The sequence below is a fragment of the Marinobacter fuscus genome, from assembly GCF_003007675.1.
GTDB classification, from domain to species: Bacteria; Pseudomonadota; Gammaproteobacteria; order Pseudomonadales; family Oleiphilaceae; genus Marinobacter; species Marinobacter fuscus.
Window position 1 is genome coordinate 183,124 of the sequence record NZ_PXNP01000009.1, and the last position, 25,602, is coordinate 208,725.

The following is a 25,602-nucleotide window of genomic DNA, read 5'->3' on the forward strand; positions in this document are numbered from 1 at the left end:
ATATCTGTATGGAAGCCATCAGCACCGCTTCTGCACCTTTGGTTGATCTGGGACCGTTTAACCAGCTGGTCGCCATGGGCGGCCCTGTCATGCTGGTTCTTATTGCCATCGCCGCCATCGGCGTTATCACGTTCTTCTATTTGATGCTGTTCGGCACCTTCTATGCACCTCGGATGACCAGAAAACTGCGTGATCTGGTTGGCCAGTGGCAGGCAAACCCGTCGGGCACCAACCCGGAGGCGATCCGAGCAAACGCTGGCCTGTTCGGGCGCACCAACCCGCTGATGCACTTGCTGGTCAACAGTATGTCTGCCAGCCAGAGCAACCCGAATCAAAGCGCCGTGCGCGAGACCGCCGTACGCGATGCTCAAACGGCACTGGAACCCTTTGAAGCGCCCCTGAAAATCATTGAAGTGATTGCCGCTCTGGCCCCCCTGCTTGGCCTGCTTGGAACCGTGATGGGCATGATGGAGGCGTTCAGCGCCATGGCCGCAGCCGACGGCCGGGCCAACGCCAGCCAGCTTAGTGGCGGGATCTACGAAGCCCTGACAACAACTGCTGCGGGCCTGGTGGTGGCCATTCCGTTTGCGGCCCTGGCGGCCTGGATTGAGTTCCGCCTGCGCCGCATTCACAAGACCATCAACAGTGTTCTGGTGAGCGTGTTCAATGTCGCCCCTGCGCTGGAGCAAACCGAAGCGCCACAGGCACTGGATGCAGAGCAGCCGACAGAACACTCCGAACCGGCGCACAGCAGCCCGCAACCGGAACGCCAGCGCGACACGGTACGAACCTACACCGTCAGCGACAAACAGCGCCTGGCCCATGCAGCTGGTTGAGCCACGGCCAAGCCGCCCGATTCCCATCCGGATAACACCACTGATCGACGTGGTGTTTATCCTGCTGGTGTTTTTTATGCTGACCACCCGGCTGCTGCCGGTGGACTACCTGGAGCTGGCCAACGAAACGGCGGGTGAGAGTACCGCCAACGGCGAGCCATTACCGGAACTTCTGGTGAATGCCGACGGCACGCTGAGCTGGCTCAACGATGACTATGCCATGGCCGATTTGCTTCCGGCACTGGCAGGCCAAGGCATTAATGAAGTGAATCTAGCCACCACTCCCGACACCAGCCTGGCCCACTTTACCCGGTCTCTGAGCGCACTGGATAACGCAGGCATCACCCCTCACTGGAAGCGCACCGGCTCACCTGAATCATGAAGCAACTGGTTCCCGCCCCCGAAACATCCGGAAAAGGCTTGCTTGAGCGCGTTGAAGACGCTCTGTTACCGCTGATCAATCTGGTGTTCCTGTTGCTGATGTTCTTCATCGTAGCAGGGCAACTGACCAATGAACCCCTCCCGGAGCTGCCCGGCGCGGCCAGGAGTGACACCGAGCAATCACCGGAAGCCGACATGATGGTAGATGCCTCCGGCCATTGGAAAGTGCAGGGCGCGATACTCTCGGGCGAGCACCTGCTCGCCGCACTACCAGCCCCGGATGCCCAGTCCGCTCTGAAAATTGCAGCGGATCAAAACCTGACCATGGCCGATATGGAGGCCTTGCTGCGCTTGCTCGAAGAGGGCGGCTATACCGAAGTGCTGTTGCTGACGGAGCCGGGATCATGATGCCGGCACGCAAACTGCCAAAGTTGTTGTGCCTGCTGCTGGCCATTGCGGCCACTGCCGCCGCCATTGCGCTGGCAGCACCCGATAAAGTGCAGGAAATGCCGGTACTGGGCGACAGCGCCGTTAATACCGCTCCAGCGATAAAAATCAGCCTTGCCGGTAAACCCGCCCCGCAGCCGACCCGGCCACCAGAGGTGCCGCCAACGCCGCAACCGGAGGTTCAGCCACAACCGAAACCAGAGCCCAAGCCTGAACCAAAGCCGAAACCCAAGCCGGATCCGAAACCCAAACCGGCACCCAAGCCAGAGCCAGAGCCAGAGCCAGAGCCAGAGCCAGAGCCAGAGCCAGAGCCAGAGCCAGAGCCAGAGCCGGTTCAGCCTACACCGAACCCGGAAATCCGCAAGCAAACAGACACGGAAACGGCAACCGAACCGCAAGGCGAAATTGGTGAAAACGACCAAAGCCAGAATGCGGTGCCTCTGCGCAACGCCGGTAACTCTTCCGATGTAGACAGCTATCTCAGCCGCCTGAGCAGGCACCTGGCCCGATACTACGAGTACCCCCGCCGTGCCCGCAGGCTCGGACAAGAGGGCACACCGGTTATCATCTTCGAGTTCCAGCGCGACGGCACATTGATTGCCCATTCTGTTCGGGATGGCTCAGGCCACCGCCTGCTGGATCAGGCTGCGCTGGATATGCTCGCCCAGGCAACACCCTTACCCAAAGTGCCAGACGCCATGCGCGGCAAGACCTTCACCTACGCGCTGCCTGTACGATTTCGCCTGCGCTGACTGGCCGGGCAAGATATTGGCCAAGCGCTCGGCCCGCCAACACGGGCCATAGCAATTTCTAAATTCGCTGGTTAGTCTGTTCATCCATACAACCACGCGACTGTATTGGGCCCAATCAAGAGTCATGCCTCAACAACCTTCGAACGCCTACGCCATCGGCACCCTGATGTGCCAGGCCACCCGCGACATTCTCTGGACTCCGGCTAAACATTCCGTTCGTGATAGGAACCCGAATGCCAGGCTGGCATTGCGGGTTGGTTCAGGCCAGGCCACCTATCACCGTTTCGACCCCCGAGAGAAAAAACACCTGATCAATTATGGCAGCAAAATGATTGTCGCCAAGCAGCGGCCAGAAACCGCTCAGGGCTGGCTGTCAACGCGGGAGATTCGGGGGAAGGGGTATTTTGGTGGTGAAGTGAGCGTTCTGAACCTGCTGGCCCACACCTGCTGCCACGAGTTCGCCCACTTGCTGCAGCACAGCGCTGGCCAGCGTCATTACGGTTCGGTTCACAACCGGTATTTTTACGGTTTCCTGGACGAGTTACACCGCAATGGCTCAGCCACGGCTACGCGCCGGTTTCTTGCGGAAAAGGCCCAAACGCTCGGCATAGACCTGCCCACCACAGTGTTTGCGCTGCCGGCCCACGCCATCGAACAGCGGCGATGGCAGGCCGGTGACCCGGTGTCCTTCGGTAATGGCGCTCACCGCAAAATCGGCCAGATTGTTCGGGTGAACCGGAAAACCTGCACCGTTGTCGTCTCAGGCCGGGCCGGCGCGCTTCACTATCGGGTGCCACTGGCATTACTCAAGCCTGGGCCTGCCAGTTGAATCACGCGGGCTCCCGCACTTCAGTTGTCGTCAGGAGATGCTGGATTTCCGGGACGCAGGATCCGCAGTTGGTACCACATTGAAGGAGTGCACCCAACGCCTCGCAGCTCTTCACGCCCTGCCGAATGGCCCGGACAATCTGGCGTTCGCCAATGCCAAAACAACTGCAGACCATGGCCCCGGAGGCTTCACCATCCGCAGGGCCCGCGGCAAGCAGCGATCGACGCTGTTCCGGTAATAACCGAGGCATGCCAATACAGCCGTCCAGCCAGCCAAGATCAGGTACTGACCGGGCGCAGGGTTCCACCAGCAGAACCCCCTCCAGACGATCACCCTGCAGCCAGGCTGCACGAAAGCGCTGCCGGGCCGTATCTTCCATCACCAGTTCGGGCTCACGCGCAAAACACGCCTGCCCCCAGGCCCGCCAGTCCATACGATGACTGCCGGCAAACCACCAGGCATGGCTGTGGGGCAGGCGCTGCCGACTCCAATAGGAAAATAAGGCGGTATCGACCACGAAATGCCCGCTTTCCCGCATTATCAACCTGGCCTGCCAGCGCGTGATCAATGGGCGAATCATCGCCACACCGTGTTTGCCCTCAGGCTGCCCTGAGATCGGGTCGACAACCGGCCGGATCAGATTCGATGCCAGCGCTGATGATGCAAACCGGCCGTTCCAGTGAATCGGCACAAAAATCTCGCCGGCGCGCTGGCCTTCATGGGCCCGGACTCGCCCTGTGTATGCCGCACCGCCTGACCCGGTGGCGGTTGCCAGCGCGCCCTCAATCAAGCCAAACCCTGCGATGTCACACGGGTGCAGCTCAATAAACGGCTCACTTCGGTGTGCAAACAACCGTGGCGTCAACCCGGTACGGGTCATCGTGTGCCATTGATCTCTTACTCGCCCGGTATTCACCACCAGCGGGTGCCGGGGCGTTGGTTGCTGAGCCGGTGATAACGCAGCGACAGGCACCATTCTGGCCCGGCCGTCCGGCGTCGGGAAGCGCCCGCTAGAGAACAGCCGCGGGGTTTGTAGCCAGGCCCCGGCATTGCCACCCGTGACCGGCCACTGCACAGGTTGCAACTCGTCATAAGCCTGATTACTGAGTTGCGCCAGGGCCGATATATCGAAAATCCGCTCACCGCCATTGCCGTATCCCGACAGAGCGGCATGCTCCCGAAAAATATCGGCGGGGCGGTGATAGTCGAAGGCGTGGCCATGGCCAAGCGCCCGTGCGACATCCCGGACTATCTGCCAATCCGGTCGTACCTGTGCGGGCAAGGGCAGAAAACGTCTCTGGCGCGAGATCCTTCGCTCCGAGTTGGTCACAGTACCGTCTTTTTCTCCCCATCCGGCCGCTGGCAATAAAATATCGGCATGCTCCGTGGTGTCGGTTTTTTCCATGCAGTCTGAAACGATCAGTGTTGGACAGCGCGCCAGAGCACTCTGGACACGCTGACTGTCTGGCAAGCTCACGGCAGGGTTTGTGCCCATGACCCACAATACCCGTATGTCGCCCCGATGCACGGCCTCAAACAGCTCCACCGCCCTGAGGCCCGGGCCGCAGGCTATCTGCCTGCTGTGCCAGAAGTCGGAGACACGGCGCTGGGCACCCGGGCTATCGTAGTCCATGTGTGCGGCCAGAGTGTTTGCGAGCCCGCCCACTTCACGACCTCCCATGGCATTGGGTTGCCCGGTGAGTGAAAAGGGGCTGGCGCCGGGCTTCCCCACCCGCCCGGTCGCCAGATGACAGTTTATAATGGCATTCGCCTTGTCGGTTCCCGACACCGACTGATTGATACCCTGTGAAAACGCCGTTACCGTTTTTGGCGTCTCTGCAAACCATTGATAGAACCGCTCCACGTCAGCATCGCTAAGGTCGCAGCCCCGGGCAACCACCCTAATCGACGGGGCGCAGGAACGGGCCAGCGCCAGCGTTTCCTCGAAACCGTTGCAATGCTGCCGGATATATTCCAATGCCAGCGCCTGGCGGGCATGCAACCAGGCCAGCAACCCGTTAAACAAAAGCGCATCGGTGCCCGGTCGCAACTGCAGGTGCAGGTCTGCCCATTCAGTGGTGGCTGTTTTTCTTGGATCAATAACAACGACTCGTCGACCGGAACGGTGCGCGGCCTTCATTCGCTGATACAGCACCGGATGCGCCCAGGCCGCGTTACTCCCCGCAAGCACCAGCAAATCTGCCAGCTCAAGATCGTTGTAGCAGGCGGGCACGCAATCCTCCCCGAATGCCCGCTTATGGGCCGAAACCGCCGACGACATACACAACCGTGAATTGGTATCCACATGGGGTGTCGCAATAAAGCCCTTCGCCAGCTTGTTCACGATGTAGTAGTCCTCGGTCAGTAACTGGCCCGACAGATAAAAGGCCACTGACTCCGGGCCATAATCGCGTACCGACTCGGAAATGGCTGTTGCGATACCCTCTATTGCCTCCGGCCAGGCCACCGGCTGTCCCGCCATCCGGGGTGCCAGCAACCGCCCTTCCTTGGTCAGGGTGTCGTGCAGGGCTGAACCTTTCACGCACAACCAGCCGCCATTGGCGGGGTGCAGCGGGTCTCCCTCACTGTGATCAACGGCAGCACGTACGCCGCAACCGACACCGCAGTAGGGGCAGGTGGTCGAGATACGGCCCAGGGGCGGTTTTTCGTGTTTCATGGCGTTCCTCACTGAGATTCACAAAAAAAGCCCGCCAACCGGTTCTCTGTTGCCAGAACCGGGGCGGGCCTCGTTGCCTTGTTTATCCGTAAGTCACAGAAGCAATTAAAAGGCCACACTGAAACCGAGCCTTCAATAGGCGTCAGGTACCTGATTTTATTCCGGTAACCGCGATCCGGATTAGGCGACAGCTCTGCTGCAACCGGGTCTGGCCATTTTTCAAAATGGTGCAAAAAGCCATAGCCATGCACCAAAAGCATTCGCTCCCCATCGGCGGGCCAGGCCCCACAATCACACCAAACTACCGTAACTTATTGAATTATAGGACTCAAAATGGATGGCACGGGTTATGCTCAGTCAACGTTGAATTTATCCGACATCACAGCTCTTACTCCCAGGCATTGGCGCCTGCCCTCCAATCACGGAGGGCGGGCGTTTTTATTTTCAAACCGGGAAACAGACGATCGCGAGGCAACAGGATGAAGACAATGACGCAGTACGTTCACCCCATGCTGGCCGCAACACTCATTGGTCTGAGCACACTGGCAGACGCTGAAATTGGCGAAGCAGAGAAACCAGACCTGAAGCTGGGTTTCATCAAACTGACGGATATGGCACCACTGGCTGTTGCCTGGGAGCAAGGCTACTTCATGGATGAAGGCCTGTTCGTAGAACTCGAAGCCCAGGCAAACTGGAAAGTGCTTCTGGATCGGGTGATCACCGGAGAACTGGACGGCGCCCACATGCTCGCCGGACAGCCACTCGGAGCGACAGTTGGCTATGGCACCAGGGCCAATATCATCACCGCATTCAGCATGGATCTGAACGGCAATGGCATAACGGTCTCGAATGCGGTTTGGGACGCCATGGAACCAAACCTGCCTGTGGAACACGGGCGGCCGGCACGCCCGGTGTCGGCATCCGCTCTGAAACCTGTTGTGGAGCAAACCCGGGCCAATGGGGAACGCTTCCGCATGGGTATGGTCTTCCCGGTATCCACCCACAACTACGAACTCCGCTACTGGTTGGCGGCTGGTGGCCTGCACCCCGGTTACTATGCCCCACAGCGCGGCGATACCAGCGGCACGCTTGACGCTGACGTCCACCTGTCCGTAACTCCGCCACCCCAGATGCCCGCCACCATGGAGGCAGGTACTATCCAGGGCTATTGCGTTGGTGAACCCTGGAATCAACAGGCGGTCTTTAAAGGCATTGGCGTGCCGGTGATCACAGACTATGAGATCTGGCCCAACAATCCTGAAAAAGTCTTTGGTGTTGCCGAGACCTGGGCCAAACAGAACCCGAATACTCACCTGCGATTACTCAGAGCACTGATTCGTGCCGCCTACTGGCTGGATGAAAACGAGAATGCCAACCGTGAGGCCGCCGTCGACATCCTTGCGCGCCCAGGTTACGTCGGTGCCGACCGGGAAGTCATCGCAAACTCCATGACCGGAACCTTCGACTATGGGCAAGGCGATGTCCGCACCGTGCCCGATTTCAATGTCTTCTTTCGCTATCACGCCACTTACCCTTATCCGTCCGATGCAATCTGGTACCTGACCCAGATGCGTCGCTGGGGGCAGATCCCCGAAGCGAAAACCGATAACTGGTACATGAAAACGGCAGCGCAGGTCTATCGGGGCGACCTCTACGCCAAAGCTGCCACATCACTCATCGAGGACGGACTAATGGACGCAGGCGACTTTCCGGACTTCCAGGCCGAGAATTTCCAGCGTCCGATGCAGGGTGAGCTGATTGACGGTGTTCCGTTTACGCCCCGCGAACCGAACGCCTACATCGACCGTTTTACCATCGGACTGACAGGTTCCGAGACCCCTTGAAGGAGGCTACCCCATGACAACATTCAGTACGAAATGGATACACGCCGTCGGTGTACCTTCCAGAGACTGGCTGGCTCAGGCACAACAGCTGCTATTGCCATTGCTTGGTATTCTGGCCTTTCTCGGGTTCTGGCATCTGGCGGCGCCTCAGGTACAAACTTCTCTCGGTGCCTTTCCGGGCCCGGTTCAGGTCTGGGAGCAGGGCGGGCAGCTTTGGCAGGAGCACACCAATCAGCGGGAACGCGCCGACAAGTTTCTGGCCCTGCAGGAAGCCCGTAACGCCCGGTTGCTGGCCGATAACCCCGAAGCCGACGTGCGTATTCGCCGATACCCCGGGGCACCCACGTTTCTCGATCAGGTGCGAACCAGTCTGGGAACCGTACTGGCCGGGTTCGCCCTGGCGTCTTTGGTGGCCGTGCCGCTCGGCGTCATGGTTGGCCTGAACCACTATTGTCAGGCCGCGATTAACCCACTGATCCAGATCTTCAAGCCGGTTTCACCCCTCGCCTGGCTGCCTCTGGTGACCATGGTGGTGTCGGCCACCTACGTCAGCGATGACCCGATGTTCGAGAAGTCCTTCGTCACCTCCATGATCACGGTCACGCTCTGCAGTCTGTGGCCCACGCTGATTAACACCAGCGTGGGTGTGGCCGCAGTCAGCCCCGACCTGATGAACGTTTCAAGGGTGCTTCGCCTGTCGTTCTGGACCCACGTTCGCAAGGTCGTGTTGCCTTCGTCGGTACCCATGATCTTTACCGGGCTCCGGGTGTCACTGGGCATTGCGTGGATGGTGCTCATTGCCGCTGAAATGCTGGCTCAGAGCCCGGGGCTGGGGAAATTCGTCTGGGATGAGTTCCAGAATGGCAGCAGTCAGTCGCTGAGCCGGATTATGGTGGCCGTACTGGCCATCGGTTTTATCGGCTTCCTGCTTGATCGCGCAATGTTATTGATTCAGAAAAAGGTAGCCTGGAATGAATAAAACACACCTTGAACTGACGGGGGTTGAGATGGCCTTCGATACCCCAAAAGGGCCGTTTGTGGCACTCGACAATGTGAACCTTAAAATACGGAAAGGCGAGTTCGTTTCTCTGATCGGGCATTCCGGTTGTGGCAAATCCACGGTGCTGAATATTGTGGCCGGGCTGCTCCAGGCAAGCAAAGGCGGATGCGTGCTGAACGGACATGAGGTTAATGCCCCAGGGCCGGAACGGGCCGTGGTGTTCCAGAATCATGCGCTCATGCCCTGGCTGACGGTGTACGAAAACGTGGAACTGGCGGTGAGACAGGTCTTTCGCAAATCGATGAACCGTCAGGCGCGCAAACAGTGGATTACCCACAATCTCGAACTGGTCAACATGGCCCACGCCGCCAACAAACGGCCCGGGGAGATCTCCGGAGGCATGGCCCAGCGGGTCGGCATTGCGCGGGCGCTCGCCATGAAACCCAGTGTGTTACTGATGGATGAGCCGTTCGGCGCGCTGGATGCACTCACTCGAGCCCACCTGCAGGATTCGCTGATGGAGATTCAGCAGGAACTGAACAATACCGTCATCATGATCACCCACGACGTGGACGAAGCAGTGCTGTTGTCCGACCGCATCATCATGATGACCAATGGCCCGGGTGCCACCGTCGGTGAAGACCTGCATATTGATTTGCCGAGGCCACGCAACCGGGTGACGCTGGCGGATGATGCCCGGTATGTGAACTACCGCCAGGAAGTGCTGTCATTCCTGTACGAGAAACAACGTAAGCTGGAATCACTGAATAACCGGCGCCCCGGAAACACCTCGGCAGCCCCGAAAACGCAGGCGTCGGCCACCGCCTGACCTTCTTGCGGGTGGGGCACCGTCCACCCGTTTTTCACTAGCCCAAAACGCCTGCCATGGAGACGACTGCTCTGGCCACATCCGGTAAGCGCCTGCCCTGATCCATCGCCAGCTTTCGCAACAAACGATGTGCCTCGTCGTTGCTGATATCACGGCGCTCCATCAGCAGCAGTACGGCTTTTTCCTGGGTTCGGCGGTCTTCCAGCGCCTCTCTGGCACCTTTTAGCTCTTCTGACATCTCCCTTAAACGGCGGGCCTGTTCCTGCAGCAGCTCCATGATGAACCGGCCCGACTGCCGGCCAACGCCATCGCTTGCCCAGGCATCACTGCCATGGTCTGACTGAGCACTGTCGCAAACCACCAGGCGCGGTGCAGACGCGGCTGGTGGTTTGCCGAGTGGCGACAGCAGGCTTTCCTGATGAGTCAGAGAGTGCCGCGCCTCGGTGTAGCGCGCCACACAACGCTGATGAAAGGCGCTTTCCATGTTGTCTTCAATCCGTTTGAGATCATCCATGCGCTCGGTCATCAGCGTGAACCAACGGTCGGCCAATGCTTCATCCAGCGTTTTAAACGGCCCCACTGATACCGCCAACTGTCTCATCCGCTCGATCTCCAGCTCTCGCGGGTGCGCCCGCAGTGCTTGCCACAAAGACAGGCTGTCCTCATTGGCAAACTCCGCAAATACTTCGAAACACCGCTCCTGCGCCTCAACCAGGTGCATCATGCGCCGGGACAGTGCGCTGTCGAACCGGCCATCGGAAAATCCCGCAGAACCCGCCGCCCGCTCCTGTCCACAGTATTCCTTGCCGTTCATAACATGAACCATAGCCACCAGCAGTCCGGCAATTGCTGGGTCTGCCGCCGTCTCAGCCGCCTCGAAAACCACCGCAATCAAGCCGTGAATGGTAGTACAGAACCACTCGGTGGCGCTTGCCACGGTCACAGACCGGTCATCCACTCGCCGGCGCTGCTCCGCCAGTTGATCAAGACCGTGCAGGGCGCTCGCGATGTGGCTCAGAAGCGAACTGCTGACCGGGTGTGTTATCAAGTCCTCCTGGGTATCCGCCAACGCAGCCCGGAAGCGTTTCGCCAGTTGGTCATTCTCTTTGAGAATGCGTCTGCGCTCTCCGACAAAGCGGTGGCCTCCCGAACCTAGGAACAGGTTGGTAGCACCCCGCTCGCGCTGCAGACCATGCACCAGATTACCGATATTCTGCACCACACACCCCATCTGTAAGAAATACTCCAGATTTCGGATCTCGCATTGACGGGATGCCATCAAAAAATCCGCAGCATGGATGGCCGAGGGGCAGGTGGAATGGGGGCGAGTGTTCATCGCATGTCTCCTGATTACTTTGGTTCGTTTCCCTGTCCCCGATCAGCAGCAATTAACAGGCCATAACGAGCCGCCCAATCTTCGTGCGCGGCGCCCTATCCGAGAGCAGTGTTGGGTACACGAGCCCAACATCTGCCCGCCGAAAAGTTGATAAGGCACTGAAATAAAGAGAATTATGGAATTGGCACAGAGATAGCTAGGCAGAAGTCAGGGATGACCAACCTGGCCAGGGAATCAGGCCGAACCATCAGATCATTATTGTTGGCATTGGTGCCGGATCATCTGTTCTTTACCGGGAGCAGGATGTTCCGGCTTTTTTCGTTACTCAGAGGAGGATGCCGGGCATGGCGTGCACACGGAACAAACCACTGGTCATCTGTGGCCATGGAATGGTGGCTCAGCGCTTACTTGAACAACTGGTAAAGTTTGGGCATCCCTACAGCCGGATTGTGGTCTTTAACGGCGAACCCTTTTCAGCCTATAACCGTATCCAACTGTCATCACTGCTGGCCAATCAGATCCGTGAAGCGGATCTGGAGCTCAAACCCTGGCAGTGGTTTCACGAACATCGCATTGACGTGCACCTGCACGAGCCCGTCACACGCATCGCCCCGAGCCGTCAGGAGGTGATCACGTCGACCGGGCGGATTCAGCCCTATCAGGCACTGATTATCGCCACCGGTGCCCGACCGTCTGGTTTGGGCATCCCCGGGGAGAGTCTGACCGGCGTTCTGCATTTTCGTAGTCTCACCGACACGCGAGAGCTGATCCACGAGGCCCGGAAAAAGCGCCGGGCGGTGGTGGTCGGGGGAGGATTCCTTGGCCTGGAAGCCGCGGAAGGGCTCAGATCCCGGGGCATGGATGTAACCGTCATGCACCGGAGCGATCACCTGCTCAACCGACAACTGAATCCGGCCGCCGGAGAAATTCTGCAACAGCAACTGCACACCCGCGGCCTTCACATTCTCACCAGCACCGCACCGGTTGCACTACTGGGCAGGGACAGAGTCCGTGCCGTGCAGCTCAACAATGGCACAGTGCTGGCGACCGATCTGGTGGTGATTGCGACGGGTATCACCCCGAACACACAGCTCGCCGCCTCGGCCGGGCTTGCATGCGATCGCGGCATTCAGGTAAACGCACAACTGCAAACCTCAACGCCCGATATCTATGCCCTGGGCGAATGCTGTCAGTTTCAGAACCACGTCTTTGGCCTGGTGGAACCCGGATACCAGCAGGCCCGCATTCTGGCCAAGTTCCTGTCAGGTGCATCGCAAGCACCGGCATTTGTGCCAGCAAGAATTGCTACACGCCTGAAAATCAGTGACCTGCCGATTTTTTCCTGCGGTGAAACAGCACCGGCGGCACACACCGATGTCGTCGAGTGGCATGACAAAGCCCATGGAGTCTACGGCCAACTGCTGATCGGGGATGACCGGTTAACCGGCGCAGTGCTCCTCGGCGACACAACCAATGGCCCCTGGTACAGCGAGCTGATTCGCTCCGGCACCGACATCTCCCGTTTTCGCGACGCCGTTGCGTTTGGCAAACCCTACTGCAATGCAGCCGCCTGATTTGCGCCCATTAAGAGAGGACAACACCATGGAACATCAAACCCTGATCGTGATCGGCAACGGTATGGTCGGTCATCACTTTCTGGAGCAGTTCTGCCAGTCTCCGGCCTCTGAGCATTACCAGCTTGTGGTGTTCGGCGAAGAGAAACAGCTGGCTTACGACCGGGTGCATCTGTCCGAATACTTCGGTGGTTCCACTCACGCCGACCTGGCCATGGCCACAGCAGAGTGGTACGACGCACAAGGTATCGAACTGCACCTGAACGAACCGGTCACCTCGATCGACCGCGAAAACCAAATCGTGACAACGCCCAAAGGCCATTACCTATACCACCAGCTGGTTCTGGCGACCGGCTCATACCCCTTCGTGCCACCCATCGCCGGTAACGACCAGGACGGTTGCTTCGTCTACCGCACACTGGCAGACCTCGATGCCATCCGGGCCAGTGCCGCCCAAGCCCGTTCCGGGGTTGTTGTGGGCGGGGGCCTGCTGGGCCTTGAGGCGGCCAACGCCCTGAAATCACTGGGCCTTCAGGCCCATGTGGTGGAATTCGCCCCCCGCCTGATGCCGGTTCAGCTTGACGACCAGGGCGGCGGCTTGCTGCGTCAGAAAATTGAAGACCTGGGCGTTCAGGTTCATACCGAAAAAGCCACCACGGAAATCTCACCGGGGGCCGAGGCACGCCTGCGGATGAACTTTGCCGACGACAGTCACCTGGACACCGATCTGATTGTGTTTTCCGCGGGCATCCGCCCTCAGGACACTCTGGCCCGGGCCTGCGGCCTTGAGGTAGGGGAACGTGGCGGCATTGTCGTGAACAACCAGTGCACCACGTCTGACCCGGCGATTCACGCCATTGGCGAATGTGCGCTTTGGAACCATCGCATCTTCGGGCTTGTGGCGCCGGGCTATACCATGGCACGGACACTGGTCGCCGCGTTGAATCAAGATCAGGACGCTGCCTTCACCGGGGCGGACATGAGCACCAAACTGAAGCTGCTGGGGGTGGATGTGGGCTCCATTGGTGATGCCCACGCCCAGATACCCGGTGCCCGGAACATTCGCTTTCATGATGAACAGTCAGGCCATTACCGGCGCATGGTGCTGAGTCAGGATGGCAAAAAACTGCTGGGCGCTATTCTGGTGGGCGATAACGGCCCCTACGACACCCTGTTGCAATACGTCCTCAACGGCATCGAATTACCGGATAATCCGGAATCCCTGATTCTGCCGGAAAGCGAGGGCGGCGCACCTGCCCTGGGCGCTGATGCTCTGCCGGACACAGCGTCCATCTGTTCTTGCCATAATGTTACCAAGGGCGATATCTGCTGCGCCATCGACGCTGGCTGCACGGATGTGGGGAGCGTTAAAACAGAAACACGCGCGAGCACCGGATGTGGTGGCTGTTCAGCCCTATTGAAGAAAGTGGTGGACAGTGAACTGGAGAAGCGCGGTGTGGAAGTCTGCACAGACCTGTGCGAGCACTTTCCCTACACCCGCCAGGAGCTTTTCCACCTGGTGAAAGTAAACGGAATCCGAACCTTCCAAAACCTGATCAGCCAATACGGCAAGGGCCAGGGCTGCGACATCTGTAAACCCACGGTGGGCTCGATTCTCGCGTCCTGCTGGAATGAACACGTTCTCGCAACCGACCACGTGCCACTGCAAGACACCAACGACACCTTCATGGCCAACATGCAGAAAAACGGCACCTACTCCATTGTGCCGAGAATTCCCGGTGGCGAGATTACACCAGACAAACTGATCGTGCTGGGCGAGGTAGCCAAGCAGTATAACCTGTACACCAAGATTACCGGCGGCCAGCGGGTGGATCTGTTCGGCGCCACGCTGAGCGAATTGCCGGAAATCTGGGAAAAGCTGATCGCCGCCGGCTTCGAAACCGGTCATGCCTACGGCAAATCCCTACGCACAGTGAAATCCTGTGTTGGCAGCACCTGGTGCCGATACGGTGTACAGGACAGCGTGGGCATGGCGATCATGCTGGAGAATCGCTACAAGGGCCTGCGGGCCCCCCACAAGGTAAAAATGGCGGTATCCGGCTGTACCCGGGAGTGTGCCGAAGCTCAGAGCAAAGACTTCGGGGTAATTGCTACAGACAAAGGCTGGAACCTGTACGTATGCGGCAACGGCGGCATGCGCCCACGCCATGCGGACTTGTTTGCCACGGATCTGTCGGATGACGAACTGATCCGGACGATCGACCGGGTAGTGATGTTCTATGTACGCACGGCAGACCGCCTGCAACGGACGTCGGTGTGGCTGGAAAACCTGGAAGGCGGCCTGGATTACCTCAAACAGGTGGTTCTGGACGACAGCCTGGGCATCGGCGAGGAACTGGAGCAACACATGGCCGAGCTGGTAAGCACCTATCGGTGTGAGTGGAAGGCGGCAGTAGAGGATCCGGAGAAGCGCAAACGATTCCGGGAGTTTGTAAATGCACCGGCGCAGAAAGACCCGGTGCAGCAATGGACATTCGAGCGCGGGCAACGGCGACCGGTATTGGAAGTGGTTGCTTCATAGCCTGCGAAACAGATGCAAAAGGCTGGCGGGACACGCAAGCACAGACTAATGACGAACGGGGAGAATGACAATGAAAGCACCTACAAACTGGGTACCGGTCTGCACCGTAGACGATCTGGTCGCGGATTCCGGCATCGCCGTGTGGACTGAGGACGGGCCAGTATCGGTCTTCTATCTACCGAACCGACTGCCGGCGCTGTTTGCCGTCAGCCACACCGACCCCTTCAGTGGGTCGAACGTGCTGGCCCGCGGCATTACCGGGGACATCAACGGCGAACCGGTGGTGGCGTCGCCGATATACAAACAGCACTTCAGCCTGCGCACCGGACGCTGCCTGGAAGACGAGGGCGTGCAGATTAAGGTCTACCCGGCGTTGCTCGATGGCAACCGGATACGACTGGAAGTGCCAGTGGTTCAGGCGGCCCCCGTCGCCGCCTGAAACTTGCTCGCGTCAGCGGAAAAACCGGCGCTATGGCCACAACCTTCTCGCTTGACCACTGTTATGGCGCCGGTTAGTCTGCCCCATAATTCTCAGGGAAAATCTCGGATTTATGGAAGATCACAGCCAGTTTCGCCTGCTGTCAGAGCGCCGGTTTTTGCCCTTTTTCGTTACTCAGTTCGCTGGCGCTTTTAACGACAACCTGTTCAAGAATGCCTTGCTGTTGCTCATCACCTATAGCGCTGGCGGGCTGTTCGGGTTGTCTGCAGATGTGGTGGTCAATCTGGCTGCCATGTTGTTTATCCTGCCGTTTTTTCTGTTTTCGGCGATCGCCGGCCAGGTCGCTGACCGGTATGAAAAATCGACGGTCATCCGCTGGATCAAGCTGGCAGAGGTCGCCATTATGGGCGCTGCCGCCGTCGGGCTCTGGTTCGGCTGGTACGAGGTGCTGTTTCTGTTGCTGTTTCTGACCGGCGTTCAATCTGCGTTCTTCGGGCCGGTGAAATACGCCATTCTGCCCCAGGCGCTGAAAGAGCAGGAGCTGGTGGGCGGTAACGCACTGGTGGAGATGGGCACCTTTGTGGCCATACTGGTGGGTACCCTGACCGCCGGGGTGATGATGAAAGCCGCAGTACCCGGGCCGGTGATTGCGGTCGCCGTGGCCTTGCTGGCCGTGATTGGCCTGATTGCAGCCGTGAAAATACCCAAAGCGGATGCCGCCGCCCCGGAACTTCGAATTCGCTTTCGGCCGCTGCAGGAAACCTGGAAACTCATGGCCATCGCCCGGGATAACCACAGTGTCTTCCTGAGCATCCTGGCGATTTCCTGGTTCTGGTTCCTCGGCGCCGCCTATCTGACCCAGTTCCCGAATTTTGCCAAAACCCACCTGATGGGTGATGAAACCGTGGTCACCATCCTGCTGGCCATTTTCACCATCGGCATTGCGGCCGGATCCATCGCCTGCGAGCGGCTGTCGGGGCACAAAATTGAACTGGGCATTGTGCCTATCGGCTCTCTGGGCCTCAGCTTCTTTGGTATCGACCTGTTCTTCAACACACCGGAGCAACCGATTCCGTCAGACTGGTGGATGATCATCACCGACGCCCATTACCGGCAGGTTGCCATCGATCTGCTCGCCATCGGTATTTTTGGCGGCCTGTTTATCGTGCCGCTGTACGCCTTTGTGCAGCAGGAAACACCTCCCGCTACCCGGGCACGGGTGATTGCCGCACTCAATGTGTTCAACGCCCTGTTCATGGTCATCAGCGCCCTGTTAGGTATGGTGATGCTGGGCTTCTTCGGGCTGTCGATTCCGGAATTTTTCCTGGTGCTATCGATCATGAACCTGATCGTGGCGGGGTTTGTGTACCAGCAGGTGCCGGATTTTGCACTGCGCTTCGTGATCTGGGTGTTGTCCCATACCCTTTACCGGGTTACCCATCATAATCTGCAGCGTATCCCAGACAACGGCCCCGTGTTGCTGGTGTGCAACCACGTCTCCTACATGGATGCACTGGTCATCGCGGGCGCAGTGCGCAGGCCGGTAAGGTTTGTGATGGATCACAACATTTTTTCCACACCGGTGATGGGTGGTTTCTTCCGGTTGGCGAAAGCCATCCCCATTGGCCCGAAAGCCAAGGTGCCGGAGATCTATGATGCCGCCTTTGAGCGAATTGACGAGGAGCTGGCTGCTGGCCAGGTGGTGTGCATTTTCCCGGAAGGCAAACTCACCAAAGACGGTGAGGTAGACACCTTCAAGCCGGGCGTCGAAATGATTCTGCAGCGCCGCCCGGTGCCGGTGGTGCCCATGGCACTGCGGGGCCTGTGGGGCAGCTTCTTCAGCCATTGCGGCGGCCCTGCGTTCAGCCACTGGCCTCGGCGCTTCTGGTCTCGCATTCACTTGCTGGCCGGGCATCCGCTACCGGCCAGTGAAGCCAGCGCCGAAACCCTGGAAACAAAGGTAAAAGCGCTTCGGGGCGAACAACCCTAGCGCAGCTGATCCATCCGGTTGCGCTCGGAAATCTGGCTGTTCAGGGTCCAGAAATCGTACAGCACCCCAATCAGAAACAGTCCGCCGGTAAACAGGTACAGCAGGCCGGTCAGCCACTTGCCCATGTACATCCGGTGTACCCCGAACACACCGACAAAGGTGAGCAAGATCCAACCGATGTTGTAGCTGACCTGGCCATCCTGAAAACGGTAATCGGCTTCCTTGTCCATGGCAGGAATCAGGAAAAGATCGATAATCCAGCCAATAAAAAACAGCCCCAGTGTGAAAAACCAGAGTGTGCCCGTTACCGGCTTGCCATAGTAAAAGCGATGAGAGCCCAGAAAGCCAAAAATCCAGAGCAGGTAACCAATCAGCTTGCTATGGGTATCGGGTGGTTGATTCATTGCCATATCTATCCTGTTAAGAGTTTGTCGCAGCACCGGGTTTGGCCAGGGCATGGGCTTCCGGGTCCCGCCCCTGCATCACCACCTCGCCCTGGCGCCACAGCCGCCACTCACCCGGCTGGTAAATATCCCAGGTCTCGTCGGTGGTCAGCGGTTCGGTAACAATAACACTGACGATGTCATTGGGCGTGGTTTCCGACTCAAAATCCACCGTTACATCCGCGTCTTTCAGTCGCGCCGGGCCGAACGGCGCTCGCCGGGTAATACTGGCCATCTTGGTGGTGCAATAGGTAAACAGCCAGTCGCCGTTGCTCAACAGCAGATTGAACACGCCATTACGGGCATAGGCTCCGGATAAGGCCACCAGGCGCTCGACCACCGCCTCGGTTGATGTGTTGCGGTCACACTGACTGCGCAGATGGTTAAGAATGTCGCAAAACAGGGCCTCACTGTCAGTGCTGCCAACCGGCTCATAAAACCCGGCTTCCACGCAAAAATCCGACAGCTGGCCGTTATGGGCAAACACCCAGTAGCGGCCCCAGAGTTCGCGGATAAACGGGTGGGTGTTAGCCAGGCATATCTCGCCCACATTGGCCTGCCGAATGTGGCAGACGGCCACTTCGCTCTTGATGGGGTGAGTCTGTACTACCTCGGCAATGCGAGACGATGCACTGGCGTCGGCATCGTGAAAGCAACGCACACCTTTGCCCTCATAGAAGGCCACGCCCCAGCCATCTTTGTGGGGGCCGGTATCACCGCCACGGCGGGTCAGGCCGGTAAAGCTGAAGCAAAGGTCTGTGGGTGTGTTGGCACTCATCGCCAGCAGTTCACACATGGTCGGTGCATCCCTGAAACTTGAAACAGACGATCAGGATAACCGATTCAGCCTCAGCCGCCAGCCTCCGGCGCCAGATCTTCACTCTCCGGAGCAGCACCCGCCTGGGCGACCCGGTTGCGGCCCGCCCGCTTACCATGATACAGGTACTTATCCGCCACCTGGAACAGCACCTGGGCTTCCCGGCCACTGTCGGGCCACTGGGCAATGCCGAACGAGGCGGTTACGCGAATACTGGCATCACCGTAACTCAACTCACGGCTAGCAATACGCTTACGCAACGCTTCCATCAACTCAAACGCATCGGGCGGGCGAACATCCCGCAAAATCAGGCCGAACTCCTCACCGCCAAGACGCCCAACGGAATCGGTGCTGCGCAGACGCTCTTTCAGGCACTGGCCAATGCTGCGAAGCACCTGGTCTCCGGCATCGTGGCCCAGGGTATCGTTTACCAGTTTGAAGTGGTCAATATCCATAATCACCAACGCAAACCCGGTGCCACTGCAATCACACTCAGCAATGGTTCGAGCCAGGATGGACTGGAAACAGGCCCGGTTTGCCAGCCCGGTCAGGGCGTCGGTCTGGGCCGTATCTATCAGGCGCTGTTCGGCTTCTTCACGCCGGGCTTCATACATATGCATGAATACCTGCATCAGGGCACCGCACAACACCATGTTGATCAGATCAATCATACGATGGGCAGAACCAACATTGCCCAGGTGCAGGTAGTACACCACACCGCCCAGAAGCATAAACGGAACAGACAGAATCATGCCTTCCCGCTTACCCAGCAGCAGGTAGGCAAGCACCGGCATCATCAACACCCAGACAAACGCGGATACCGAGGCGTCCGGCAGCAGCATGATGACCAGAAAAAAAGAAAAATTGAACACCAGATAAACATAGAGCCACTGCTGGAAGCGCCCTGTTGTAAGAACCCGGCTGGCACCGTAGAACAGGATGCCGCTGGCCAGCAGTTCTGCCAGGGATACCCAGGGAAAGCCGTTGAAGAACTGCAGGCAGGCAAACACAGACAAAGAAGTGCCGGAAACCAGAAACATCAGCCTGGCAAGCGAACGGCGGTGATTGTCCCTGAGGCCCGAGCGGCTTTGTTCCAACGTCGTCCCGAGATCCGGTTGGTGATTGTGCGTCATACTGGCTCTTCCCTGGATGCGAGTCAGTATAGACGCTCGTTCTTGGCTGTAAAATCACAGATCAGAATTTTTCAGGGGCATGGCTAACCCCTGAACCGTAACTGCCAGACGCCACATCTGCTACCCCAGAAGGTTATCCAGCGGCTGGTCGTAACCAGGCGCAAACACCTGCAGAAAGTACTGCACCTCCGGCAGTGCTTCTTCTTCCAGCCGCTGGCGAATCTGCTGCTCCGCCGGCGCAAACTCCGGATTTCCGGCCCGCAACTCGGCCCGGCATTTCAGCCAGGCGGACAACCGGTCTGCCGCCTTGATGAGTTCTTTCTCGCCCGGCGCCAGGCGGGATTCCCGGATATAGGGCGCAAAATCATCCCTCAGATCCTCGGGCAACAAGCCCAGCAGTTCCGCCTCGGCTTTGTGCTCGATATCACCGAAGGCTTCCCGCATCACCCGTGAATGGTATTTCACCGGCGTCGGCATATCCCCGGTGATCACTTCGGTGGCATCGTGATACAGCGCTGCCGCGGCAATACGATCCACATTGGCATTACCGCCGAAGTGGCGGTTACGGATCAGGGCCAGCGCATGGGCGATGGTGGCCACCTCCCAGGAATGGGTGGCTACGTTTTCATCGATGGCATTACGCATCAGCCCCCAGCGTTTGATCCAACGCAACCGCGACACATAGGCAAAGAAGTGGCTGGCCGCTCTGGCCGGATTTCTGGTCATGGTGCTCCGGGCTCCGTAGTGTGTCTTCAGCGAACATCCAGGGTGAACTGGACAGTGACATGGCCCTGCTCGTCCAGAGCCGCATCACGCGAAGGCTCCAGCAGGAACAGCTGGCGATCAGGCACCTGGTAGGTGTTTTCCAGCAGCCGCCGGATCGCCAGGCCACGACTTGCCGCCAGCGCCCCGAGCGCCTCCGGTGGCAGACTGATTTCACCCTTACGCCAAGCCGCCCGGGCCTGCTCCCAGGCGTCGCCGGTTACCTCTTCGCCCCGGGCCTTCATGCGCGCTTTCAATAACGCCAGCGCATCGGCTTCCGGTGCAATGGCGCCACGAATATTGAGCAGCAGATCGGGCCGTTTCTGCAGCGCCTCAGCCAGAACCGAGAGCTGATCTGCCTCGCCCTCAGCCAGCCGCACCGTCCCCGGCACAAAGCCCACCCGGCCCAGTTCTTCACTGCTGAACCCGGCCAGGTCTGCCAGCGACCCCAGCATACTGAACGGCGATGCAGCGGCTTTCGCCAACAGATTCACAAAAGCCCGCATCACAATCTGCCCGATACTGAACCGGGGATCTGACATATCGCCGCTGACCGGGAGATTTACATCAATGACTCCGTTGCGGTCGGTCAGCAACGCCAGCCCCAGTTTGACCGGTGCCTGGATCGCCTGATCACTGGCAACCGACGCACCCAGCGCCATACGATCCAGCATCACCTCATTGGCGGCCTCCAACTGGCTGCCGGTTATCCGATACTCAAGATCCAGCGCCAGCTTTCCGCTGTCTACGGTATAACCCAGGTAGCGGCCAAAATAGGGCGAAAGCACAGGCAGGGCAAGGTCTTTCATAGTCAGCCGCAGATTGCTCGGCTCTTTGCTGCCAAGGGCCCCGAGTGAACCCTCAAAGCGCACCGGCGCCACCCCTGCCAGGCGGCCGCTAATCGACACCCGCCCCTGCTGGGGCGGCACATTGCTGAGGCCGCTGACCATGCCCTCCAGCTGATTGAAGTCGGTGCTGAAAGGGGGCGACAGGGTAAGGTCCGTGTAGGCGATTGAGCCTTGCTCCAGAACCGTATCGCCAATCCGGAAGATGAACGCCGGGGCGCCCGGTTCGGCAGTCTTTGCTCCTGCCAGCGGCTCAGAGGGTTCGTCAGGCTCAGCCGGTGTTGCCCGGGCAATCTGTTGCAGGTTATGTACACCATCCGCGCGCCGCACCACACGCACAGCCGGTTGCTGCAATGTGATGGTGCCAATTTCAAGACGCGCCGGGTTCAGATTGAACTCGACCGGCGCCAGCCGCAATGCAGCCCAGGATACAACGTCGTCGTTGCTGCCGGGCAGGCGGCCCTGGAAGTCGTGCATTTCGGCGGTTCCGCTGAAGGTGCCTGTCAGTGGGCTATCCTGCTCATCCAGATCAAGGTTGCCATCAAAGCTCAGGCGCCCCTGCCGAACCTCCAGATTCGCTGCACGTGCAAGATAGGGTTGTATCACCGGCAGAGACAGATCTTTTCCGGTCAGGGCAGCCTCAAAGGTAAAGGGAGCAGGCGTCAGCTGTCCTGCGGCGGTAAACCGGCCGCCGGTCTGCAATTCGGCTGCAACCTGGTAAGACACGGGATCCTCCAGCTGATGCGAAAGCCCCCCCAGAGTCACCGAAAGGTTAACCAGGTCCACGGCGGCAGGCGTTTCCGGTAGCTGATCCCGCCAGTGCACCTGCCCGCCTGTTACCTCAACCCCCTGTACCGACCAGCGGAATCCGGAAGATCCCGGGCCAGGCTGCGATGCTGCCGCTGAGCCAGTAGCCTCCGGCAACGATGCCAGCCAGTCCAGTTCACCGCCGCCCAGGCGTTGCACTGTCAACTCCGGCTTCTCCACCACAATCATTCCAACCGACGCCTGCCCGGCAGTCAGATCAAAACCGATGCCCTGCACATCAAGAGCACCAACAGCCAGAGCCGGAGTTTCATCGTCTGCGGCCAGCGCCAGGGACAGATCCGCGATCGACAGGCTGCCTCCGGAGGTAATCAGCTCGAACCGGTCACCACCAGCCAGTTCATAGCCGGATTCCAGCGTCACGCTGGCCGAGCGCAGTTGCCAGGGCAGGTAGGGCGACAGAAAGTGGCTTAGAGTCTTCTGATTGATACCGGACAGCTTCAGCTGGCCGGAGGAATACAGCGGCGTGACACTCAGCTCGCCCTCCCAGTCGATGGTCTGCTCACCCAGCGCAGCGGTCAGGGAATACCGGCTCTCCAGGCCTTCCCGGCGCCAGGTTGCCAGATCACTCAGCTCAAGATTCAGGGGCGCAATACGGAACTCGGCGGGCGCTTCACGGGTAAAGTCCCGGAACCGCAGCGCACCGCCCTCGATCGCCACCTGTCCAAAATAGAGTTTTGTGGGGATGCCTGATGAAGCTCCGGAAGCGGATTCCGTTACTGCCAGTTGCGGGTTCCTCCGCTGCCAGTCCCGGGCATAGTTCAGCGAATAGTCGCTCAGTAAATCCAGGCGAATCTCCGGCTCAATCAGGCGAATATCTTCAAATCCGGCAATACCCCGAAGCAGCTGCAGAAAGCTGAGATTAACCTGCAGCCGGTCAAAGGCCAGCACCGGCTCATCGTTAGCATCCCGGGCGGCAAAGGCATCCAGTTCAAGGGCAAAGCTGTACGGATTGAAGCTCAAGCTCTCCAGCCGGGCCTGCCAGCCAAGCCGCTCCGCCAGCTGATCCGGCAGATTGCGCTCCAGCCACCAGGGTACAAGCAGGAAGCCCGCCAGGGTGTAGAGCACCAGCACAACGCCCACACTCGCCAGAACCACTTTCCCCAGCCGGGACTCCGCCTTTCTCTTCGCCACACATCACTCCCTTTGCTCACCTGCTGCGGGTTTGCTCACCCTGCAGCAAGCATAGCGCCCGCGTACCCTGTTTGTCAGCCAGACCTGACAGCCGGGGAAGAACCCGATATGCTCCGCCGACGTATAGCTTCCTGAATTGACCAACGGAGAAACGCAGCATGGACATTGGCGATATGCGCCGGGATTTCGAAAGCGAGGGTCTGGACAGGGAACAACTCGATGACGACCCGGTGAAGCAGTTCCAGCAATGGTTCGAGGATGCCAGAACCGCCGGTATCCTGGAGCCCAACGCCATGTCTCTGGCAACCACCGGTCGCTCCGGTATGCCGGATATACGCACGGTACTGCTGAAATACTTCGACAATCACGGCTTTGTGTTCTACACCAACTATACAAGCCGAAAAGCACAGGAAATGGCCGAGAACCCGCAGGCGGCGCTGTTGTTCCCCTGGCTGGGCCTGAACCGGCAGATACGCATTCAGGGCTCGGTGGAAAAGGTCAGCAAGGCCGAATCGTTGCGCTATTTTGCCTCCCGGCCACGGGGCAGCCAGATTGGCGCCTGGGTGTCTGAGCAGAGCCGCGCGATTACCTCCCGCGGACTGCTGGAGCAGAAAGTGGCCGAAATGAAACAGAAATTCAGTTCCGGGGAAGTACCCTTGCCCGGTTTCTGGGGTGGATACCGGGTAGTTCCTGAGCGAATAGAGTTCTGGCAAGGACGGCCAAGCCGGCTTCACGATCGATTTGAATACGTGAGAGAGGCTGATGGCTGGAACATCCAACGATTGCAACCCTGACCAACCCGGTATCTGGCTGTGCCACCAGATACCCCGAAACCTGGCCGCGCCACCAGACTGGATGCTGACGTCCGAAGCCGACAAACTGAACGCACTAGAAGGCACCCGGCGGCAGGAGTTCCTGACCAGCCGCTGGCTGGTGCGGCAGGCCTTGAGCCACGCCAGCGGTGCAACGCTGACCGACTGCCAACCCGCGCCGGGCAGGCCGGTTGCTTCAGCCGTACCGGAGGGCTGGCACCTGTCGCTTAGCCATAGCCACGGCTTGACCGCCTGCGCCATTGGCCGGTCACCGGTAGGCATTGATATCGAGCCCAGCCAGCGACGCCCGGACTGGGTGCGGGTGGTCAAACGCTGGTTTTCGGCAGTTGAGCAGGAATGGCTGCTCGCCACCGACGATCCGTTCAGTTTTCTAAAGGCCTGGACTCTGAAAGAGGCCTGGCTGAAAGCCACCGGTCGGGGTATTGCCGGAAACCTGCAAACGCTGGAGGTTCGCAAGCAACTGGAACTCTATGGCGACCAGCCCGACCGGCACTGGCAGGCTTGCGGCTTTTATGTGGATGGTTTTCTGGTCAGCCTGGTCTACCCTCATTCAGCGCGCTCCGGAGATCAGGAAGCCTGGCCAGGCATTTCGCTGCTGGAACCACCACCGGAAGATTACCGGCTGACCCGGGCCGAGCGGCAACCAACCAACTGGGAACCGCTGTTTCACCGGGTGATTCGGGCCAAACCCTGACCAGACTACACGGACTATGACGATGCCAACCGAACGCTGCCCCTGGTGCGGCACAGACCCGCTCTACGTGGCCTACCACGACACCGTCTGGGGGCGCCCGGAATACGACAGCCTGGCGCTGTTCGAAAAACTGTGTCTGGATGGCCAGCAGGCCGGGTTGAGCTGGATCACTATCCTGCGCAAGCAGGGGGGCTATCGGGCCGCCTATGCCAATTTCGACCCGCAAGCTATTGCCCGGTTTACCGACGCCGACGTGCACCGGTTGCTGTCTGACCCCGGCATTGTCCGCAATCGCCTGAAAGTGCAATCCATCATCCGCAACGCCCGCAGCTACCTGGCACTGCAGGAGCAGGGCCTCGAGTTTTCCGACTTTCTATGGCAATTCGTGGACGGCGCCCCCCGCCAGAACCACTGGCAGAGCCTGGAACAGGTGCCGGTAACCACGCCGGAATCCAAGGCCATGTCCCGGGCACTGAAACAGGCGGGCTTCAATTTTGTCGGCCCCACCATTGTCTATGCCTTCATGCAGGCCACCGGAATGGTGAACGACCATCTTGTAACCTGCCATGCCCATGCCGAGTGCCAGCAGCTGGCGTAATGATCTTTCGATGCCGGTTGCTCGTAAATCTTCGGGTAACGG

The 25,602-nt window shown here is 59.2% G+C and carries 22 protein-coding genes; 15 read left to right on the top strand and 7 right to left on the bottom strand.

Annotation, left to right across the window (positions count from 1 at the left end; all coding sequences use genetic code 11):
- Positions 1 to 8: 8 nt before the first annotated feature.
- The 5 genes from C7H09_RS01900 (at position 9) to C7H09_RS01920 (ending at position 3,245) form a co-directional block, all read left to right on the top strand.
- Entirely contained in the window at positions 9 to 836 is an 828-nt protein-coding gene (locus C7H09_RS01900; RefSeq protein ID WP_206074249.1) for a MotA/TolQ/ExbB proton channel family protein, read from the top strand.
- On the top strand, positions 823 to 1,218 hold the full coding sequence (locus C7H09_RS01905) for an ExbD/TolR family protein (protein WP_106760963.1): 396 nt from the start codon (positions 823 to 825) through the stop codon (positions 1,216 to 1,218). Before C7H09_RS01900 ends, C7H09_RS01905 begins: the two co-directional genes overlap by 14 nt.
- The gene (locus tag C7H09_RS01910) at positions 1,215 to 1,625 is read left to right on the top strand and encodes an ExbD/TolR family protein (RefSeq protein ID WP_106760964.1); all 411 of its coding nucleotides are present in this window, start codon (positions 1,215 to 1,217) and stop codon (positions 1,623 to 1,625) included. Before C7H09_RS01905 ends, C7H09_RS01910 begins: the two co-directional genes overlap by 4 nt.
- On the top strand, positions 1,622 to 2,416 hold the full coding sequence (locus C7H09_RS01915; protein ID WP_106760965.1) for an energy transducer TonB: 795 nt from the start codon (positions 1,622 to 1,624) through the stop codon (positions 2,414 to 2,416). The genes C7H09_RS01910 and C7H09_RS01915 overlap by 4 nt, the downstream gene beginning before the upstream one ends.
- Before the next feature lie 124 nt (positions 2,417 to 2,540).
- Entirely contained in the window at positions 2,541 to 3,245 is a 705-nt protein-coding gene (locus C7H09_RS01920) for a SprT family zinc-dependent metalloprotease (protein ID WP_240616480.1), read from the top strand.
- Position 3,246: 1 nt separating this feature from the next.
- Here the strand turns inward: C7H09_RS01920 and C7H09_RS01925 are convergent, their stop codons facing one another.
- Complete coding sequence (locus tag C7H09_RS01925; protein WP_106760966.1) at positions 3,247 to 5,922, bottom strand: nitrate reductase; 2,676 nt, start codon at positions 5,920 to 5,922, stop codon at positions 3,247 to 3,249.
- Positions 5,923 to 6,410: 488 nt separating this feature from the next.
- Here C7H09_RS01925 and C7H09_RS01930 point away from each other — a divergent pair, with 488 nt between their 5' ends.
- The 3 genes from C7H09_RS01930 to C7H09_RS01940 are packed head-to-tail and all read left to right on the top strand — an operon-like array spanning position 6,411 to position 9,595.
- Positions 6,411 to 7,766 (top strand): CmpA/NrtA family ABC transporter substrate-binding protein, encoded by a 1,356-nt coding sequence (locus C7H09_RS01930; protein WP_420844160.1) that lies wholly within the window; start codon positions 6,411 to 6,413, stop codon positions 7,764 to 7,766.
- Between the two features lie 13 nt (positions 7,767 to 7,779).
- Positions 7,780 to 8,745, top strand: coding sequence for an ABC transporter permease (locus C7H09_RS01935; protein WP_106760968.1), 966 nt, complete (start codon positions 7,780 to 7,782; stop codon positions 8,743 to 8,745).
- Between the two features lie 28 nt (positions 8,746 to 8,773).
- Positions 8,774 to 9,595, top strand: a complete 822-nt coding sequence (locus C7H09_RS01940) for an ABC transporter ATP-binding protein (protein ID WP_420844164.1) — start codon at positions 8,774 to 8,776, stop codon at positions 9,593 to 9,595.
- A 37-nt stretch (positions 9,596 to 9,632) separates the two neighbouring features.
- Here C7H09_RS01940 and C7H09_RS01945 read toward each other — a convergent pair whose 3' ends face one another.
- Complete coding sequence (locus tag C7H09_RS01945) at positions 9,633 to 10,931, bottom strand: nitrate- and nitrite sensing domain-containing protein (RefSeq protein WP_106760970.1); 1,299 nt, start codon at positions 10,929 to 10,931, stop codon at positions 9,633 to 9,635.
- Positions 10,932 to 11,275: 344 nt separating this feature from the next.
- Here C7H09_RS01945 and C7H09_RS01950 point away from each other — a divergent pair, with 344 nt between their 5' ends.
- The 4 genes from C7H09_RS01950 (at position 11,276) to C7H09_RS01965 (ending at position 17,476) form a co-directional block, all read left to right on the top strand.
- Positions 11,276 to 12,505, top strand: coding sequence for an NAD(P)/FAD-dependent oxidoreductase (locus C7H09_RS01950; protein WP_165794767.1), 1,230 nt, complete (start codon positions 11,276 to 11,278; stop codon positions 12,503 to 12,505).
- Between the two features lie 28 nt (positions 12,506 to 12,533).
- Positions 12,534 to 15,047 (top strand): nitrite reductase large subunit NirB, encoded by a 2,514-nt coding sequence (nirB, locus tag C7H09_RS01955; RefSeq protein WP_106760972.1) that lies wholly within the window; start codon positions 12,534 to 12,536, stop codon positions 15,045 to 15,047.
- Positions 15,048 to 15,117: 70 nt separating this feature from the next.
- Positions 15,118 to 15,486, top strand: a complete 369-nt coding sequence (gene nirD, locus C7H09_RS01960; RefSeq protein WP_106760973.1) for a nitrite reductase small subunit NirD — start codon at positions 15,118 to 15,120, stop codon at positions 15,484 to 15,486.
- 112 nt (positions 15,487 to 15,598) lie between these two features.
- Entirely contained in the window at positions 15,599 to 17,476 is a 1,878-nt protein-coding gene (locus C7H09_RS01965) for an MFS transporter (RefSeq protein WP_106760974.1), read from the top strand.
- Here C7H09_RS01965 and C7H09_RS01970 read toward each other — a convergent pair.
- From C7H09_RS01970 to C7H09_RS01990, 5 genes are all read right to left on the bottom strand, one after another.
- Entirely contained in the window at positions 17,473 to 17,880 is a 408-nt protein-coding gene (locus C7H09_RS01970) for an NINE protein (RefSeq protein WP_106760975.1), read from the bottom strand. The two genes, C7H09_RS01965 and C7H09_RS01970, sit on opposite strands and share 4 nt — an antisense overlap.
- Positions 17,881 to 17,896: 16 nt before the next feature.
- Complete coding sequence (locus C7H09_RS01975; RefSeq protein ID WP_106760976.1) at positions 17,897 to 18,715, bottom strand: class II glutamine amidotransferase; 819 nt, start codon at positions 18,713 to 18,715, stop codon at positions 17,897 to 17,899.
- Between the two features lie 53 nt (positions 18,716 to 18,768).
- Positions 18,769 to 19,869, bottom strand: a complete 1,101-nt coding sequence (locus C7H09_RS01980; RefSeq protein WP_106760977.1) for a GGDEF domain-containing protein — start codon at positions 19,867 to 19,869, stop codon at positions 18,769 to 18,771.
- Positions 19,870 to 19,989: 120 nt separating this feature from the next.
- Entirely contained in the window at positions 19,990 to 20,595 is a 606-nt protein-coding gene (gene yfbR, locus C7H09_RS01985) for a 5'-deoxynucleotidase (RefSeq protein WP_106760978.1), read from the bottom strand.
- A 26-nt stretch (positions 20,596 to 20,621) separates the two neighbouring features.
- The gene (locus C7H09_RS01990; RefSeq protein ID WP_106760979.1) at positions 20,622 to 23,435 is read right to left on the bottom strand and encodes a DUF748 domain-containing protein; all 2,814 of its coding nucleotides are present in this window, start codon (positions 23,433 to 23,435) and stop codon (positions 20,622 to 20,624) included.
- A 158-nt stretch (positions 23,436 to 23,593) separates the two neighbouring features.
- Here C7H09_RS01990 and pdxH point away from each other — a divergent pair, with 158 nt between their 5' ends.
- The 3 genes from pdxH to C7H09_RS02005 are packed head-to-tail and all read left to right on the top strand — an operon-like array spanning position 23,594 to position 25,560.
- Positions 23,594 to 24,229 carry a pyridoxamine 5'-phosphate oxidase gene (pdxH, locus tag C7H09_RS01995; RefSeq protein ID WP_106760980.1) on the top strand — a complete coding sequence of 212 codons (636 nt, stop codon included), beginning with the start codon at positions 23,594 to 23,596 and terminating at the stop codon, positions 24,227 to 24,229.
- Positions 24,198 to 24,962, top strand: coding sequence for a 4'-phosphopantetheinyl transferase family protein (locus tag C7H09_RS02000; RefSeq protein WP_106760981.1), 765 nt, complete (start codon positions 24,198 to 24,200; stop codon positions 24,960 to 24,962). The genes pdxH and C7H09_RS02000 overlap by 32 nt, the downstream gene beginning before the upstream one ends.
- Before the next feature lie 16 nt (positions 24,963 to 24,978).
- A complete protein-coding gene (locus C7H09_RS02005; protein ID WP_420844161.1) occupies positions 24,979 to 25,560 on the top strand; it encodes a DNA-3-methyladenine glycosylase I in 582 nt (193 codons plus the stop codon).
- Positions 25,561 to 25,602: the final 42 nt, after the last annotated feature.

Bases quoted from the DNA above. Each gene is read 5' to 3' on its own strand.
- C7H09_RS01900 (WP_206074249.1), top strand. From the start codon at position 9: ATGGAAGCCATCAGCACCGCTTCTGCACCTTTGGTTGATCTGGGACCG.
- C7H09_RS01905 (WP_106760963.1), top strand. From the start codon at position 823: ATGCAGCTGGTTGAGCCACGGCCAAGCCGCCCGATTCCCATCCGGATA.
- C7H09_RS01910 (WP_106760964.1), top strand. From the start codon at position 1,215: ATGAAGCAACTGGTTCCCGCCCCCGAAACATCCGGAAAAGGCTTGCTT.
- C7H09_RS01915 (WP_106760965.1), top strand. From the start codon at position 1,622: ATGATGCCGGCACGCAAACTGCCAAAGTTGTTGTGCCTGCTGCTGGCC.
- C7H09_RS01920 (WP_240616480.1), top strand. From the start codon at position 2,541: ATGCCTCAACAACCTTCGAACGCCTACGCCATCGGCACCCTGATGTGC.
- C7H09_RS01925 (WP_106760966.1), bottom strand. From the start codon at position 5,922: ATGAAACACGAAAAACCGCCCCTGGGCCGTATCTCGACCACCTGCCCC.
- C7H09_RS01930 (WP_420844160.1), top strand. From the start codon at position 6,411: ATGACGCAGTACGTTCACCCCATGCTGGCCGCAACACTCATTGGTCTG.
- C7H09_RS01935 (WP_106760968.1), top strand. From the start codon at position 7,780: ATGACAACATTCAGTACGAAATGGATACACGCCGTCGGTGTACCTTCC.
- C7H09_RS01940 (WP_420844164.1), top strand. From the start codon at position 8,774: ATGGCCTTCGATACCCCAAAAGGGCCGTTTGTGGCACTCGACAATGTG.
- C7H09_RS01945 (WP_106760970.1), bottom strand. From the start codon at position 10,931: ATGAACACTCGCCCCCATTCCACCTGCCCCTCGGCCATCCATGCTGCG.
- C7H09_RS01950 (WP_165794767.1), top strand. From the start codon at position 11,276: ATGGCGTGCACACGGAACAAACCACTGGTCATCTGTGGCCATGGAATG.
- nirB (WP_106760972.1), top strand. From the start codon at position 12,534: ATGGAACATCAAACCCTGATCGTGATCGGCAACGGTATGGTCGGTCAT.
- nirD (WP_106760973.1), top strand. From the start codon at position 15,118: ATGAAAGCACCTACAAACTGGGTACCGGTCTGCACCGTAGACGATCTG.
- C7H09_RS01965 (WP_106760974.1), top strand. From the start codon at position 15,599: ATGGAAGATCACAGCCAGTTTCGCCTGCTGTCAGAGCGCCGGTTTTTG.
- C7H09_RS01970 (WP_106760975.1), bottom strand. From the start codon at position 17,880: ATGAATCAACCACCCGATACCCATAGCAAGCTGATTGGTTACCTGCTC.
- C7H09_RS01975 (WP_106760976.1), bottom strand. From the start codon at position 18,715: ATGTGTGAACTGCTGGCGATGAGTGCCAACACACCCACAGACCTTTGC.
- C7H09_RS01980 (WP_106760977.1), bottom strand. From the start codon at position 19,869: ATGACGCACAATCACCAACCGGATCTCGGGACGACGTTGGAACAAAGC.
- yfbR (WP_106760978.1), bottom strand. From the start codon at position 20,595: ATGACCAGAAATCCGGCCAGAGCGGCCAGCCACTTCTTTGCCTATGTG.
- pdxH (WP_106760980.1), top strand. From the start codon at position 23,594: ATGGACATTGGCGATATGCGCCGGGATTTCGAAAGCGAGGGTCTGGAC.
- C7H09_RS02000 (WP_106760981.1), top strand. From the start codon at position 24,198: ATGGCTGGAACATCCAACGATTGCAACCCTGACCAACCCGGTATCTGG.
- C7H09_RS02005 (WP_420844161.1), top strand. From the start codon at position 24,979: ATGACGATGCCAACCGAACGCTGCCCCTGGTGCGGCACAGACCCGCTC.